12 protein-coding genes are annotated in these 14,232 nt (G+C 67.7%); 10 read left to right on the top strand and 2 right to left on the bottom strand.

Annotated elements, in window-relative coordinates; genetic code table 11:
• Positions 1-262: 262 nt before the first annotated feature.
• On the bottom strand, positions 263-2,056 hold the full coding sequence (ggt, locus tag AC5P8D_RS14335) for a gamma-glutamyltransferase (RefSeq protein ID WP_049413316.1): 1,794 nt from the start codon (positions 2,054-2,056) through the stop codon (positions 263-265).
• A gap of 615 nt (positions 2,057-2,671) precedes the next feature.
• On the opposite strand from ggt, the gene ilvC reads away from it, so the two are divergent.
• The 9 genes from ilvC to leuB all read left to right on the top strand — a co-directional run bounded on the left by ilvC (position 2,672) and on the right by leuB (position 12,323).
• A complete protein-coding gene (gene ilvC, locus AC5P8D_RS14330; protein ID WP_010480761.1) occupies positions 2,672-3,646 on the top strand; it encodes a ketol-acid reductoisomerase in 975 nt (324 codons plus the stop codon).
• A 36-nt stretch (positions 3,647-3,682) separates the two neighbouring features.
• Entirely contained in the window at positions 3,683-5,419 is a 1,737-nt protein-coding gene (gene ilvG / locus AC5P8D_RS14325; RefSeq protein ID WP_043400196.1) for an acetolactate synthase 2 catalytic subunit, read from the top strand.
• The gene (locus AC5P8D_RS14320; protein ID WP_005410947.1) at positions 5,403-5,654 is read left to right on the top strand and encodes an ACT domain-containing protein; all 252 of its coding nucleotides are present in this window, start codon (positions 5,403-5,405) and stop codon (positions 5,652-5,654) included. Before ilvG ends, AC5P8D_RS14320 begins: the two co-directional genes overlap by 17 nt.
• Before the next feature lie 96 nt (positions 5,655-5,750).
• Positions 5,751-6,842 carry a threonine dehydratase gene (locus AC5P8D_RS14315; RefSeq protein WP_057503970.1) on the top strand — a complete coding sequence of 364 codons (1,092 nt, stop codon included), beginning with the start codon at positions 5,751-5,753 and terminating at the stop codon, positions 6,840-6,842.
• Entirely contained in the window at positions 6,839-8,425 is a 1,587-nt protein-coding gene (locus tag AC5P8D_RS14310; RefSeq protein WP_019338809.1) for a 2-isopropylmalate synthase, read from the top strand. The genes AC5P8D_RS14315 and AC5P8D_RS14310 overlap by 4 nt, the downstream gene beginning before the upstream one ends.
• A 10-nt stretch (positions 8,426-8,435) precedes the next feature.
• Entirely contained in the window at positions 8,436-9,215 is a 780-nt protein-coding gene (locus AC5P8D_RS14305; RefSeq protein WP_100446692.1) for a class I SAM-dependent methyltransferase, read from the top strand.
• A 60-nt stretch (positions 9,216-9,275) separates the two neighbouring features.
• Positions 9,276-10,694, top strand: coding sequence for a 3-isopropylmalate dehydratase large subunit (leuC, locus tag AC5P8D_RS14300; protein WP_010480774.1), 1,419 nt, complete (start codon positions 9,276-9,278; stop codon positions 10,692-10,694).
• Positions 10,694-11,272, top strand: coding sequence for a 3-isopropylmalate dehydratase small subunit (leuD, locus tag AC5P8D_RS14295; RefSeq protein WP_049413324.1), 579 nt, complete (start codon positions 10,694-10,696; stop codon positions 11,270-11,272). Before leuC ends, leuD begins: the two co-directional genes overlap by 1 nt.
• Positions 11,262-12,323: a 3-isopropylmalate dehydrogenase gene (gene leuB / locus AC5P8D_RS14290; RefSeq protein WP_248853945.1), complete on the top strand. Its 1,062-nt coding sequence runs from the start codon at positions 11,262-11,264 to the stop codon at positions 12,321-12,323. The genes leuD and leuB overlap by 11 nt, the downstream gene beginning before the upstream one ends.
• 107 nt (positions 12,324-12,430) lie before the next feature.
• Here the strand turns inward: leuB and AC5P8D_RS14285 are convergent, their stop codons facing one another.
• Positions 12,431-13,204 (bottom strand): SDR family oxidoreductase, encoded by a 774-nt coding sequence (locus tag AC5P8D_RS14285; protein WP_495203422.1) that lies wholly within the window; start codon positions 13,202-13,204, stop codon positions 12,431-12,433.
• Between the two features lie 118 nt (positions 13,205-13,322).
• Between AC5P8D_RS14285 and AC5P8D_RS14280 the strand changes: the two genes are divergently transcribed.
• Positions 13,323-14,228, top strand: coding sequence for a LysR family transcriptional regulator (locus tag AC5P8D_RS14280; protein ID WP_053443487.1), 906 nt, complete (start codon positions 13,323-13,325; stop codon positions 14,226-14,228).
• The last annotated feature ends 4 nt before the right edge of the window (positions 14,229-14,232 follow it).

The raw sequence follows: 14,232 nt of genomic DNA, 5'->3' as shown, positions 1-14,232 counted from the left end.
GGCTGGGCGGGTGGGCTGGGCGGGTGGGCTGGGCGGGGGTGTCAGCCGCATGGGCCCGAGGCATGCCTCGGGCGGGTTGGGCAGGACGCCCAACCCCGGTCTTGCCGTGTGCGCAGGACAGCGCACACGAGCAAGCGGCTGCCAAGCCTCCAGGGACGGATTCACGGCGCCCCCCGAACAGCCCACCCGCCCGGCCCAATCACATGATCCCGCTTCCACGAACCACCACCGCAGGGGGGCTCAGCCCGGTGGCCGGAAAACCTCAATACCCCGCCGCCTGCCCATCCTTGCGGCTCTCCGACGCGCCGTAATACACCCCGGTCTCGGGATCACGCATGATCGCCTGGTACCCGCCATACGGGCCGTCGGCGAACACGATGCGATGTCCCTTGCGCATCAGCGCGCGCACCGTTTCATACGGGAAGCCGGTTTCCAGATTCACTTCGCCGCCGTCGGTCATCGCCGTCGCCTGACCGGTCGGCTCAGTGGAACCGTCGTGCTGGATGCGCGGTGCGTCACCTGCTTCCTGCAGGTTCATCCCGAAGTCCACCAGGTTCATCACGATCTGCGCGTGGCCCTGCGGCTGCATCGCGCCGCCCATCACGCCGAAGCTGGCGTACGGCTTGCCACCCTTGGTGATGAAGGCCGGAATGATGGTCTGGAACGGGCGCTTGCCCGGCGCATAACCGTTGGGATGATTCTTCTGCAATACGAACATCTCGCCACGGTCCTGCAGGATGAAGCCCAGCCCCGGCGGCGCCATGCCACTGCCCATGCCGCGGTAGTTGGACTGGATCAGCGACACCATCATGCCGTCGGCATCGGCCACGGTCATGTAGATCGTGTCGCCCTCCTCCAGCTGCTTCGGCGTGCCCGGCTGCACTTCCTTCAACGCCTTGTCCATCGAGATCAGCGCGCGGCGCTGCGCGGCGTATTCCTTGGAAATCAGCTTCTGCACCGGTGCCGGCTGGAATGCCATGTCGGCGTAGAAGCGTGCACGGTCGGCGAAGGCCAGCTTCTTCGCTTCAACGAACAGGTGCACATGCTCCGGTGAACCGAACGGGATCTTCGAGAAATCGTAGCCTTCCAGCACGTTGAGTATCTGCAGCGCAGCGATGCCCTGGCTGTTCGGCGGCAGTTCCCACACGTCGTAGCCACGGTAGTTGCTGCTGACCGGCTCGACCCATTCACCATGGTGGTCGGCCATATCCTGGTAACTCAGGTAGCCACCGTTGGCCTTGAAATAATCACCGATCGTGCGGGCGATGTCACCTTTGTAGAAGGCGTCGCGGCCGCCGTCGGCGATCTTCTGCAGGGTGCTGGCCAGGTTCGGGTTCTTCCACATCTCACCCTTGCGCGGGGCGTGCCCGTTGATCGTGAACTGCTCCTTGAAGCCCGGGTACTGCGACAACTTCGGCACCGAGCGGTCCCAGTAGTACGCGATCACTTCGGCCACCGGGTGCCCTTCGCGGGCATAGCGGATGGCCGGCGCGAGGTTGTCGGCCATTGGCTTGCGGCCGAAGCGTTCGTGCAGCGCGAACCAGCCATCGACCGCGCCGGGCACCGACACCGGCAGCGGGCCGGTGGCCGGAATGTCCTTCAGGCCACGGCGCTGGAACTCGGCCAGGGTGAGCGATTTCGGCGAGCGGCCCGAGCCGTTGTAGCCATAGAGCTTCTGCGTCTTCGGGTCCCAGACGATGGCGAACAGGTCGCCGCCGATGCCGTTGCCGGTGGGCTCCATCAGGCCGAGCGCGGCGTTGGCGGCAATCGCAGCGTCCACTGCCGAACCGCCGCCCTTCATCACGTCCAGCGCGATCTGGGTGGCCAGCGGCTGCGAGGTGGCGGCCATCGCGTGCGGGGCGATCACCTCCGAACGGGTGGCGAAGGTCTGGCCGGCAATGCGGTCGGCGGCGAAGGACAGTGCAGGCATGGCGGCGAGCACGGCGGTGGCGAGCAGGGAACGGGCAAGGCGTCGGGACACGGTCGGGTTCCGATGGAAGGGTGGTGCTCCGATCTTCGCCGCTGCGGCCTTCACGCGGTATCGGGCAGAGGTCATGGGCGATGGTCTTTCGGTGGGTGCGGCCCCAGGTCCGCACCCACCAAGGCGAAAACAGCCCGGAATCCGCGCAAAAACCGCTCTGAAAGGAGTGAATTCGGGTTCACCGAAACACTTTCAGCAGCAACCATCCTTGTGCCGCAAGCGATTGCGCGGGATGCGCCGGAAACCGATAGAAAATCCGTCGCGAGGGTTGACAGCGCCGAAATGGCTGTGTTTCTCTCGATCACATGTTGCATCACAACACGCCACCGCGAACCCACATTGAAGCCGCCGACACCGGCGCCGCCTCGCTGCGTTCGATTCTTGTGCTCGTACTTATTACCCAGCCAACAGGTGCGGGACGAGCCAGCGTGTAAGCAACAAACACACCGGAACTCATCAAAACCCGCACCCGCCCCGGTGCGGGTTTTTTCATTTCAGGACCTGGTTTCAGACGCAACCACCATGAACAACGCCAACTTCAAAACCTGGACCAGCACCGCCACGACGCCTCGTAGCGGCTGTGCCTGTGCGACGCATGGCGCCTCCTCCACCGCTTTCCCCTGACCGGCCGGCACGTCACCTTCGACGACCGGCCGTTCTTTTTTCTTCCCACCGCAAGGAACCTCCCCCATGAGCACCAACGACCTGCCCCAGACCAAGATCGCCGTCATCGGCTACGGCAGCCAGGGCCGCGCCCACGCACTGAACCTGCGCGAATCCGGCTTCGACGTGGTGGTAGGCCTGCGTCCGGGCGGCCCGACCGAGGTCAAGGCACAGGCCGATGGCTTCACCGTCAAGGCCCCGGCCGATGCAGTGAAGGATGCCGACCTGGTTGCCGTGCTGACCCCGGACATGGTGCAGAAGAAGCTGTACGACGACGTGCTGGCGCCGAACATGAAGCAGGGTGCGGTGCTGTTGTTCGCGCACGGCCTGAACGTTCATTTCGACATGATCAAGCCGCGTGACGATCTCGACGTGGTACTGGTCGCACCGAAGGGCCCGGGCGCGCTGGTCCGCCGCGAGTATGAAATCGGCCGTGGCGTGCCGTGCATCTGGGCGGTCTACCAGGACAAGAGCGGCAAGGCGGCTGAGTACGCCCTGGCCTATGCAGCCGGCCTCGGCGGCGCCCGCGCCAACCTGATCCAGACCACTTTCAAGGAAGAAACCGAGACCGATCTGTTCGGTGAGCAGGCGGTGCTGTGTGGCGGCGCCTCGGCGCTGGTGCAGGCCGGTTTCGAGACCCTGGTCGAAGCCGGCTACCAGCCGGAGATCGCCTATTACGAAGTACTGCACGAACTGAAGCTGATCGTGGACCTGTTCTACGAAGGTGGCATCTCGCGCATGCTGGAATTCATCTCCGAAACCGCGCAGTACGGCGACTACGTCAGCGGCCCGCGCGTGATCGATGCCGGCACCAAGGCACGCATGAAGGAAGTGCTGAAGGACATCCAGGACGGTACCTTCACCAAGAACTGGGTGGCCGAGTACGAAGCGGGCCTGCCGAACTACAACAAGTTCAAGCAGGCCGACCTGGAACACCCGATCGAGAAGGTAGGCAAGGAACTGCGCGCCAAGATGGTCTGGTTGCAAGGTCAAGCCGCGTAACAACGCGGCACCCCCACCCGCTCTGCAAGGTCCCCCATGAACTCTCCCACACACCGCAGCGCGCCGCCCAACGGCGCGCGCTGGCTGACCCAGGCGCTGGAGGCCGAGGGCGTCCGCACGCTGTTCGGCTATCCCGGCGGCACCATCATGCCGTTCTACGACGCGCTGGTGGATTCGTCGCTGAAGCACATCCTGGTGCGCCACGAGCAGGGTGCAGCGCTGGCGGCCAATGGCTTCGCCCGCGCCAGCGGCCAGGTCGGCGTCTGCGTGGCCACCTCCGGCCCCGGCGCCTCGAATCTGGTCACCGGCATTGCCGACGCGATGCTGGATTCGGTGCCGATGGTCTGCATCACCGGCCAGGTCGGCACGCCGCTGCTGGGCACCGACGCCTTCCAGGAACTGGATGTGTTCGGCCTGACGATGCCGATCGTCAAGCACAGCTGGCTGGTGCGCAGCGTCGATGATCTGCCGCGCGTGGTGGCCGATGCCTTCCGCATCGCCCGCGAGGGCCGTCCCGGCCCGGTGCTGATCGACCTGCCCAAGGATGTGCAGCTGGCCGATGCCAGCCATCTGCCGGTGCATGTGCCCAGCAGCGTCGAACCGCCGCCGGCGCCGGCCGAGGCCGCCATCGCCGAGGCGATCGCCGCACTGGCGGCGGCCGAGAAGCCGGTGGTCTACGCCGGTGGCGGCATCGCGCTGGGTGATGCGGTGCAGGACCTGCGCGACTTCGTCGAGGCCAGCGCCATCCCCACGGTGATGACCCTGCGTGGCCTGGGTGCGCTGCCGGCCAGCCATCCGCAGTCGCTGGGCATGCTGGGCATGCATGGCACCCGCGCGGCCAACATGGCCGTGCAGGAAAGCGACCTGCTGCTGGTGCTGGGGGCGCGCTTCGATGACCGCGCCACCGGCAAGCTGGCCGAGTTCGCGCCATTCGCCCGCGTCGTCCACATCGATGCGGACGCTTACGAGATCTCCAAGCTGCGCAGCGCCGACGTCGCCGTGCCTGGCAATGTCGGCCATGCCATCCGTGCCCTGCGTGCGGCCTTCCCCTCCCCCAGGGCCCACCAGGATGCATGGCGCAAGCGTTGCGCGCAGCACCGCGATCGCTTCGCTGCCCGCTACGATGCACCCGGCCAGCACATCTACGCGCCGGCGTTGCTGAAGCGCCTGAGCGAGCTGGCCCCGGCCGATGCGGTGATCGCCTGCGATGTCGGCCAGCACCAGATGTGGGTGGCCCAGCACTGCCGCTTCAACCACCCGCGCAACCACCTGACCAGCGGCGCGCTGGGCACCATGGGCTTCGGCCTGCCGGCGGCGATGGGCGCGCAGTTCGCCTGCCCCGACCGCACCGTGGTGCTGGTGTCCGGCGATGGCAGCTTCATGATGAACGTGCAGGAGCTGGCGACCATCGCCCGCTGCCGCCTGCCGGTGAAGATCGTGCTGCTGGACAACAGTTCGCTGGGCATGGTGCGGCAGTGGCAGGAGCTGTTCTTCGCCGAGCGTTACAGCGAGATCGACCTGTCCGACAACCCGGACTTCGTGGCATTGGCGCAGGTGTTCGGCATCGCCGCCACCCGCGTCGACAACCGCGACGACGTGGAAGGCGGCCTGGCCGCGCTGCTGGCCGAACCGGGCCCGGCACTGCTGCACGTGGCCATCGATGCACGCGCCAACGTGTGGCCGCTGGTGCCGCCGAACACCGCCAACAGCACGATGCTGGAAAGCAACCCCGCCCATGCCCGCCAGGAGACCCCCAATGCAATACCGGCTTGACCTGGTGCTGCACCCGGCCGAAGGCGCGCTGCTGCGCGTGATCGGCATGGCCGAGCGTCGCGGCTTCGCGCCGCGTGCGATCAGCGGTGCGCCGGTGGCCGCCGACGATGGCCGCTGGCACCTGCAGCTGGTGGTGGATGGCCAGCGCCCGGCGGAAACGCTGTGCCGGCAGATCGAGAAGATCTACGACTGCGTGTCCGTACAGGTCACCGCCGTGGAAGGAGTATCGCCATGAACACCCGTACCGTAGCGACCACGGTGCCGGTACGGAGGCGTCTTCTTCGTCGCCCGTGCCCGCACGCGGCGGTCTTCGGCACCGCGCTGGTGGCCCATGCCGGCCGCTGATGCCAGCCAGGAAAGCGATGTCGGCGACGTAAGCGTTGCCGACGTTCTGGCCGCGCAGGCCCGCCTGCGCCGCTTCCTGCCGCCCACCCCGCTGCACCATGCCGAGCGCTTCGGCACCTGGCTGAAGCTGGAGAACCTGCAGCGCACCGGTTCCTACAAGGTGCGCGGCGCCTTGAACGCTCTGCTGGCCGGCCGCGAACGCGGCGACACCCGTCCGGTGATCTGCGCCTCGGCCGGCAACCACGCCCAAGGCGTGGCCTGGGCCGCCTACCGTCTGGACGTACCGGCCATCACGGTGATGCCGCATGGCGCGCCGGCGACCAAGATCGCCGGCGTCGCCCATTGGGGCGCCACCGTGCGCCAGCACGGCAACAGCTACGACGAGGCCTACGCCTTCGCGGTCGAACTGGCGCGGCGCCACGGCTACCGCTTCCTGTCCGCGTTCGATGATGCCGACGTGATCGCCGGCCAGGGCACGGTCGGCATCGAACTGGCCGCGCATGCCCCTGACGTGGTGATCGTGCCGATCGGCGGCGGTGGACTGGCCTCCGGCGTGGCCCTGGCGCTGAAATCACAGGGCGTGCGCGTGGTTGGTGCACAGGTGGAAGGCGTTGACTCGATGGCGCGCGCGATCCGTGGCGATGTCCGTGAGATTGCCCCCGTCGCCTCGCTGGCCGATGGCGTGCGAGTGAAGATCCCCGGCTTCCTGACCCGCCGCCTGTGCACATCGCTGCTGGACGACGTGGTGATCGTGCGCGAAGCCGAGCTGCGCGAAACCCTGGTGCGGCTGGCGCTGGAAGAACACATCATCGCCGAGGGCGCCGGCGCGCTGGCGCTGGCTGCCGGCCGCCGCGTCGCCGGCCGCCGCAAGTGCGCGGTGGTGTCCGGCGGCAACATCGATGCCGGCGTACTGGCCGGCCTGCTCACCGACATCCGGCCGCGCCCGCCACGCAAGCCGCGGCGACGGCGCAGCGAAACACCCCGCTCGCCCGCCAGGGCCAGCGCGCCGTCCTCCCCCACCTCTCCCCCTTCCCACCTGCAAGCCGCAACGCCCGCTGTCGAGGAGATTTCCCTGTGACCACCATCGAACGAATTACCACCCCGCGCATCCGCATCTTCGACACCACCCTGCGTGACGGTGAGCAGTCCCCCGGCTGCAGCATGAGCCCGCCGCAGAAGCTGGTGATGGCGCGTGCGCTGGACGAACTGGGCGTGGACATCATCGAGACCGGCTTCCCGGCCAGCTCGCAGTCCGACCGCGAGGCAATGGCGCTGATCGGCCGCGAACTGCGCCGCCCGAGCCTGAGCCTGGCGGTGCTGTCGCGCTGCCTGCAGGCCGACATCGAAACTTCCGCACGGGCCCTGGAAGCGGCCGCCAATCCGCGCCTGCACGTGTTCCTGTCGACCAGCCCGCTGCATCGCGAGCACAAGCTGCGGATGACCCGCGAGCAGGTCCTGGAGTCGGTACGCAAGCACGTAGCGCTGGCGCGTTCCTACATCGACGATGTCGAATTCTCGGCCGAGGATGCCACCCGTACCGAGCTGGATTACCTGATCGAGGTCTCGCGCGTAGCGATCGCCGCCGGCGCCACCACCATCAACCTGCCCGACACCGTCGGCTTCACTACGCCGGAAGAAATCCGCGCGATGTTCCAGCAGGTCATCGCCGGCGTCGCCGATGTACCGAACGCCGCCAATGTGATCTTCAGCGCGCACTGCCACAATGATCTGGGCCTGGCCGTGGCCAACTCGCTGGCCGCCATCGAAGGCGGCGCGCGCCAGGTCGAGTGCACCGTCAACGGCATCGGCGAGCGCGCCGGCAACTGTTCGCTGGAAGAGATCGCCATGGTGCTGAAGGTACGCCAGGCCTTCTACGAGCAGGACAGTTCGATCAACACCCCGCGCATCGTCGGTACCTCGCAGTTGCTGCAGCGCCTGGTCGGCATGCCGGTACAGCGCAACAAGGCCATCGTCGGCGCCAACGCGTTCGCCCACGAATCGGGCATCCACCAGCACGGCATGCTGCGCCATCGCGGTACCTACGAAATCATGCGCCCGGAAGACGTGGGTTGGGAGGACTCGCAGATGGTGCTGGGCCGCCACAGTGGCCGCGCCGCTGTTGAAGCGCGCCTGCGTGCGCTGGGCTTCTGGCTGGACGAAGACGAACTGAAACTGGTGTTCGAGCAGTTCAAGGGCCTGTGCGAACAGCAGCGCGTGGTCACCGATGCCGACCTGCAGACGTTGATGCAGGGCGGCTCCAACGCGCAGGGCTACCGCCTGGCCTCGATGACCATCAGCGATGTCGGCAGCCGCGCCAACGCGCTGGTCGAACTGTCCGACCCGGACGGCAACCGCGTGGCCGAGACCGCGCAGGGCGATGGCCCGGTCGATGCGCTGTTCGGCGCGCTGTCGGCCGCCACCGGCGTGCAGCTGATGCTGGACAGCTACCACGTGCACAGCGTCGGCATCGGCGCCGATGCGCGCGGTGAGGCCAACCTGAGCGTGCGCCACGAAGGCGTGGAGTACGACGGCACCGGCACCAGCAAGGACATCATCGAAGCCTCCGCGCTGGCCTGGCTGGATGTGGCCAACCGCCTGCTGCGCCAGCGCCAGGCCACCGCCCACAACAGCACCGACGTTCCCACCCCTGCCACCGCCTGAGGAACCCGCCATGAGCGCCTTCGACACCTTCACCCCGGCCAGCGCCGCTGGCCAGCAGTGGAACGCCCAGGACTATGCGATCGACGCCGGCTTCGTCCCGCTGCTCGGCGGCGCGGTCTCGCGCCTGCTCGACCCGCGCGCCGGTGAGCGCATCCTCGACCTGGGCTGTGGCGATGGCGTGCTCAGCACCGAACTGGCCCTGAGCGGCGCACGCATCCACGGCGTGGATGCCTCGCCGGAACTGGTGATCGCCGCCCGCGCGCGCGGTGTCGATGCCCAGGTGATGGACGGCCACGCACTGTCGTTCGACAGCGAGTTCGATGCCGTGTTCAGCAACGCGGCACTGCATTGGATGGGCACCCCGGACCGCGTGCTGGAAGGCGTACGCCGCGCGCTGCGCCCCGGTGGCCGCTTCGTCGCCGAGTTCGGCGGCCATGGCAACGTGGCCACGATCATCGCGGCCGTGCAGGCCGCACGCGTGGCGCACGGCCATGGCGCCAGCGCCTTCCAGTGGTACTTCCCGACGGCCGATGCCTACGCCGACCGCCTGCGCCAGCATGGCTTCCAGGTGCAACTGATCGAGTGCACGCCGCGCCCAACGGCATTGCCGACCGGCGTGGCCGGCTGGCTGCGCGTCTTCGCCGCGCCGCTGCTGGACGACCTGCCAGACGAGGCACGCGCTACGGTGCGCGAGGCCGCCACCGCGCTGCTGGCCGAGCTGCCGCGCAATGCCGCCGGCCAGCCTCTGGCGGACTACGTGCGGCTGCGCGTGCTCGCCCGCCGTCGCTGACTTGACCGTTCCGCTTTCTTTACTGATGTTCGCTATTTCGTACTTCTGCCAGGCATACGCATGACTTCCGCACCCCGCACCCTGTACGACAAACTGTGGGACGCCCACGTGGTGGTTCCCGAATCCGACAGCGCGCCCGCCGTGCTGTACATCGACCTGCACCTGATCCACGAGGTGACCTCGCCGCAGGCGTTCACCGAGCTGCGCGAGCGCGGCTTGTCGCCGCGCCGCCCGGACCGCACCAAGGCGACGATGGACCACTCCACGCCGACCCTGCCGGCCGCCGCTGACGGCACGCTGCCCTATGCCAGCGCCGCCTCCGAGGCACAGGTCGCCACGCTGGCGCGCAACTGCGCCGAGCATGGCATCGAGCTGTTCGACATGGCCTCGGACAACCGCGGCATCGTCCACGTGATCGCGCCGGAACAGGGCTTCACCCAGCCGGGCATGACCATCGTCTGCGGCGACAGTCACACCTCCACCCATGGTGCGTTCGGTTCGCTGGCCTTCGGCATCGGCACCAGCGAAGTCGGCCACGTGCTGGCCACGCAGTGCCTGCTGCAGCGCAAGGCCAAGACCTTTGCCATCACCGTTGATGGCCCATTGGCGCCAGGCGTCGGTGCCAAGGACGTGGTGCTGCACATCATCGGCGTGATCGGCGTCAACGGTGGCACCGGCCACGTCATCGAGTTCCGTGGCAGCACCATCGAAGCGATGGACATGGAACAGCGCATGACCCTGTGCAACATGTCGATCGAAGCCGGCGCGCGTGCCGGCATGGTGGCGCCGGACCAGGTCACCTTCGACTTCGTCGCCCGCACGCCGCGCGGCCCCAAGGGCGCCGACTTCGACGCTGCCGTGGCGCGCTGGCAGCAGCTGCGCAGCGATGACGGCGCACGCTTCGACAGCGAAGTGCACATCCACGCCGCCGACATCCGCCCGACCCTGACCTGGGGCACCCATCCGGGCACGGCCATCGCAGTGGACGCGCCGATTCCGGCGGCCAACGATGCCGCCGCACAGAAGGGCCTGGACTACATGCACTTCCAGGCGGGCAAGGCGCTGGCCGGAACGCCGGTGGACGTGGTGTTCGTCGGTTCGTGCACCAATGGCCGCCTGAGCGACATGCGCGAAGTCGCAAAGGTCCTGCGCGGCCGCCGCGTCGCTGACCGCGTGCGCATGCTGGTGGTGCCGGGCTCGGAGATCGTCAAGCGCGAGGCCGAGGCCGAAGGCATCCACGAAATCGTGCGCGCGGCCGGTGCCGAGTGGCGTGAGCCGGGCTGCTCGATGTGCATCGCCATGAACGGCGATCTGGTCGCACCCGGCCAGCTGGCCGTGAGCACCAGCAACCGCAATTTCGAAGGCCGCCAGGGCCCCGGTTCGCGCACGCTGCTGGCGTCGCCGATGAGCGCGGCGTGGGCCGCTGTGAACGGGCACGTTGCCGATACCCGCGAACTGTTCGCACAGGAGGTGGCGTGATGGCCGGTTTCCGTACCCTGACCTCGGCCAGTGTGGTGCTGCGCCAGACCAACATCGACACCGACCAGATCATCCCGGCGCGGTTCCTGTCCACCACCGAACGTGCCGGCCTGGGCCGCAACGCCTTCAATGACTGGCGCTGGCAGGCCGACGGTTCGCCGGTGGCTGACTTCGCCTTCAACCAGCCGCACAACGCCGGCCGCAGCATCCTGCTGGCGGGCCGCAACTTCGGCTGCGGTTCCTCGCGCGAGCATGCGCCGTGGGCACTGACCGACCTGGGCCTGCGTGCCATCGTCAGCAGCGAGATCGCAGATATCTTCCGCGGCAACTCGCTGAAGAACGGCCTGCTGCCGATCGTGCTGGACGAGGCCGACGTGCAGGCGCTGATGCAGCGCCCGGACGATGAGCTGACCATCGACGTGGCTGCGCGCGAACTGCACACGCCCGATGGCCGCGTCTATTCCTTCCCGCTGGATGGCTTCTCGCAGACCTGCCTGCTGGAAGGCGTCGACCAGTTGGGGTATCTGTTGGGCCGTGTCCCTGAAATCGAACGTTACGAGAGTGAGCATGCACGCTGAGATTGTTGTCCTGCCCGGTGATGGCATCGGCCCGGAAGTGGCCGCCGCGGCAGTGGCCGTCCTGAAGGCCGTCGCCGGACGCTTCAACCACACCTTCACCTTCAGCGAGCACGACATCGGCGGCATCGCCATCGACCGTCATGGCGAACCGCTGCCCGCCTCCACGTTGACTGCCTGCCAGGCCGCCAACGCCGTGCTGCTGGGCGCGGTTGGCGGCCCGAAGTGGTCCGACCCGAACGCCAAGGTGCGCCCCGAGCAGGGCCTGCTGGCGATCCGCAAGGCGCTGGGCCTGTACGCCAACCTGCGCCCGGTGCGCACCCACGAAGCCGCGCTGCATGCCTCGCCGATCAAGGCCGAGCTGCTGCAGGGCGTGGACTTCGTGGTGGTGCGCGAGCTGACCGGTGGCATCTACTTCGGCGACAAGACCCGCGACGCCGACAGCGCCAGCGACCTGTGCCGCTACACCGTGGCCGAGATCGAACGCGTGCTGCGCAGTGCCTTCCGCCTGGCGCAGCAGCGTCGCGGCAAGGTCACCTCGGTGGACAAGGCCAATGTGCTGGAAACCTCGCGCCTGTGGCGTGACGTCGCCGCGCGCATCGGCCGCGAGGAGTTCCCGGACGTTGCCCTGGAGCACCAGCTGGTCGATTCGATGGCCATGCACCTGCTGGCCAAGCCGCGCGAGTACGACGTGATCGTGACCGAGAACATGTTCGGCGACATCCTCACCGATGAAGCCTCGATGCTGGCCGGCTCGCTGGGCCTGCTGCCGTCGGCCTCGCTGGGTGAGCCGGGCGCGGTGGGCATCTACGAGCCCATCCACGGTTCGGCCCCGGACATCGCCGGCAAGGGCATCGCCAATCCGTACGCAACGATCTTCAGCGCGGCGATGCTGCTGCGCCATTCGCTGGGCCTGGAAGCCGAAGCCGCCGCGGTGGAAGCGGCCGTGCATGCGGTGCTGGATGATGGGGTGTTCACTGCCGACCTGGCCGCCAAGGGCCAGGCCGTGAGCACCGCTGCAGCCACCGACGCGGTGCTGGCCAAGCTGCGCTGACCCATCGGGCAACGCCTGTAGAGCCGAGCCATGCCCGGCTCATTCAGCAGCCGTCGAGCATGGCTCGACGCTACAGGTAGCGGGCAGCCACGCCATGCGTGGCTGCATTATTTGGTGGTGTACCCACCATTGACCAGGATGGTCTGCCCGGTCATCCACCAGCCATCGGTGACCAGGAAGCGGATCCACGGCACGATATCGGTGATATAGGTCAGGCCGGTGCGGGTGAACGCCGACAGCGCCGCCGCGGTCTTGTGATACGCCTGCGCATCGGCGCTCTCGGCCGGGTAGAAGAACGGCGTGTCCATCGGACCAGGGCCGATCGCGGTCACCGAAATGCCGCGCTCACCGAACTCCTTCGACGCCGCGCGGGTGAAGTGCTCGACTGGCGCCTTGGTACCGGCGTAGCTGGAATAGAACGGCGTGTAGGCACCCAGCAATGAGGTGACCAGGGTGCAGATGCGACCACCGTCGTTGACGTGGCGGCCGGCTTCCTTGAGGAAGAAGAACGCCGCCTTGGCGTTGACCGCGCTCATCTCGTCGTACTCCGCTTCGCTGATGTCCAGCAGCGGTTTCTTCAATACCTTGCCGACCGTATTGATGGCGATGTCGGGACGGCCGACTGCGGCCGCGGCATCGGCGAACAAGCGCTCCATCGCTGCCGCCGAGGTCAGGTCCCCCTGCAGGGCCACCGCCTTGCTGCCGGCGGCCTGCACGGCGGCGACGGTCGCCTCTGCATCGGCCTGGGTGGCGGCGCTGTTGTAGTGGATGACGATGGCTTTGGCGCCCTGTGCAGCGAAGTCGCGGGCGATCAGGCCGCCCAGGTTCTTGGCGCCACCAGCGATCAGCACGGTCTTGCCCTTGAGGGAATGGTCGGTCATGGCTTCGGTCTCGGGGAGGAGGCTGCCCGGGGTGGCAACCCTGCCCTGACGACGATATCGTGCAGAAAATGCGGATAAAGCCCGCCACATTGACTTAACTTTCCAGAGCCAGCGAACAATGGACCGGATCGATCGCTTCCGCATCTTCACCCGGGTGGTGGAGTGCGCCAGCTTCACCCGCGCCGCCGACCAGCTCGGCCTACCCCGCTCCACCGTCTCGGCAGCCATTGCGGAGCTGGAGCAGCGGCTCGGCACCCGCCTGCTGCAGCGCTCGACCCGCCGGGTGTCCACCACCCATGATGGCGACGTGTTCCATGCCCGCTGCCTGCGCCTGATCGCCGAAGTCGAAGACACTGAATCGCTGTTCCGGCAAGACGACGCGCAACCGGTCGGTTTGCTGAAGATCGACGTGCCCAGTCGCATCGGCCGTCGCATCATCGCTCCGGCGCTGCCAGGGTTCTTCGCGCAGTATCCGCAGGTGGAAGTCGACCTGGGCATGACCGACCGCGCGGTGAACCTGATCGAAGACGGTTGCGATGCGGTGCTGCGGGTCGGTCAGCTGGGTGACTCCAGCCTGGTGGCGCGCACACTGGGACAACTCGACTTCGTCAACGTCGCCGCGCCGGCCTACCTGCGCGAGCATGGTGTACCGCAGCATCCTGCCGACCTGCAGCAGCACCGCGCGGTGAACTATGCGTCGCCGACCACGGCACGGGTGGAACCGTGGGAGTGGCAGGACGGCGGCCAGCTGCGCACGCTGCCAATGCCCGGCTGGGTGCGGGTGAACAGCGCCGAGGCGTCGATCGCGTGCTGCGTAGCCGGGCTGGGCTTGCTGCAGATTCCGCGCTACGACGTGCAGGCGGAACTGCAATCCGGCGAACTGGTGGAAGTGATGCCGCAGTATGTGGCGCAGCCGTTGCCGGTGACTCTGTTGCAACCGCATCGGCACCACCGTGCGCTGCGCGTGCAGGTGTTCATCGAATGGCTGCTGCCGGTGCTGCGGAGCGGCCTGCAGCTGCAGTAGCTCC

It is taken from the genome of Stenotrophomonas sp. YJH_SMC_101-4, from assembly GCF_059370395.1.
Note: the sequence above shows the minus strand (reverse complement) of the source record. Positions and strands in the feature narration are given on the sequence as shown.

Bases quoted from the DNA above. Each gene is read 5' to 3' on its own strand.
- ggt (WP_049413316.1), bottom strand. From the start codon at position 2,056: ATGACCTCTGCCCGATACCGCGTGAAGGCCGCAGCGGCGAAGATCGGA.
- ilvC (WP_010480761.1), top strand. From the start codon at position 2,672: ATGAGCACCAACGACCTGCCCCAGACCAAGATCGCCGTCATCGGCTAC.
- ilvG (WP_043400196.1), top strand. From the start codon at position 3,683: ATGAACTCTCCCACACACCGCAGCGCGCCGCCCAACGGCGCGCGCTGG.
- AC5P8D_RS14320 (WP_005410947.1), top strand. From the start codon at position 5,403: ATGCAATACCGGCTTGACCTGGTGCTGCACCCGGCCGAAGGCGCGCTG.
- AC5P8D_RS14315 (WP_057503970.1), top strand. From the start codon at position 5,751: ATGCCGGCCGCTGATGCCAGCCAGGAAAGCGATGTCGGCGACGTAAGC.
- AC5P8D_RS14305 (WP_100446692.1), top strand. From the start codon at position 8,436: ATGAGCGCCTTCGACACCTTCACCCCGGCCAGCGCCGCTGGCCAGCAG.
- leuC (WP_010480774.1), top strand. From the start codon at position 9,276: ATGACTTCCGCACCCCGCACCCTGTACGACAAACTGTGGGACGCCCAC.
- leuD (WP_049413324.1), top strand. From the start codon at position 10,694: ATGGCCGGTTTCCGTACCCTGACCTCGGCCAGTGTGGTGCTGCGCCAG.
- leuB (WP_248853945.1), top strand. From the start codon at position 11,262: ATGCACGCTGAGATTGTTGTCCTGCCCGGTGATGGCATCGGCCCGGAA.
- AC5P8D_RS14285 (WP_495203422.1), bottom strand. From the start codon at position 13,204: ATGACCGACCATTCCCTCAAGGGCAAGACCGTGCTGATCGCTGGTGGC.
- AC5P8D_RS14280 (WP_053443487.1), top strand. From the start codon at position 13,323: ATGGACCGGATCGATCGCTTCCGCATCTTCACCCGGGTGGTGGAGTGC.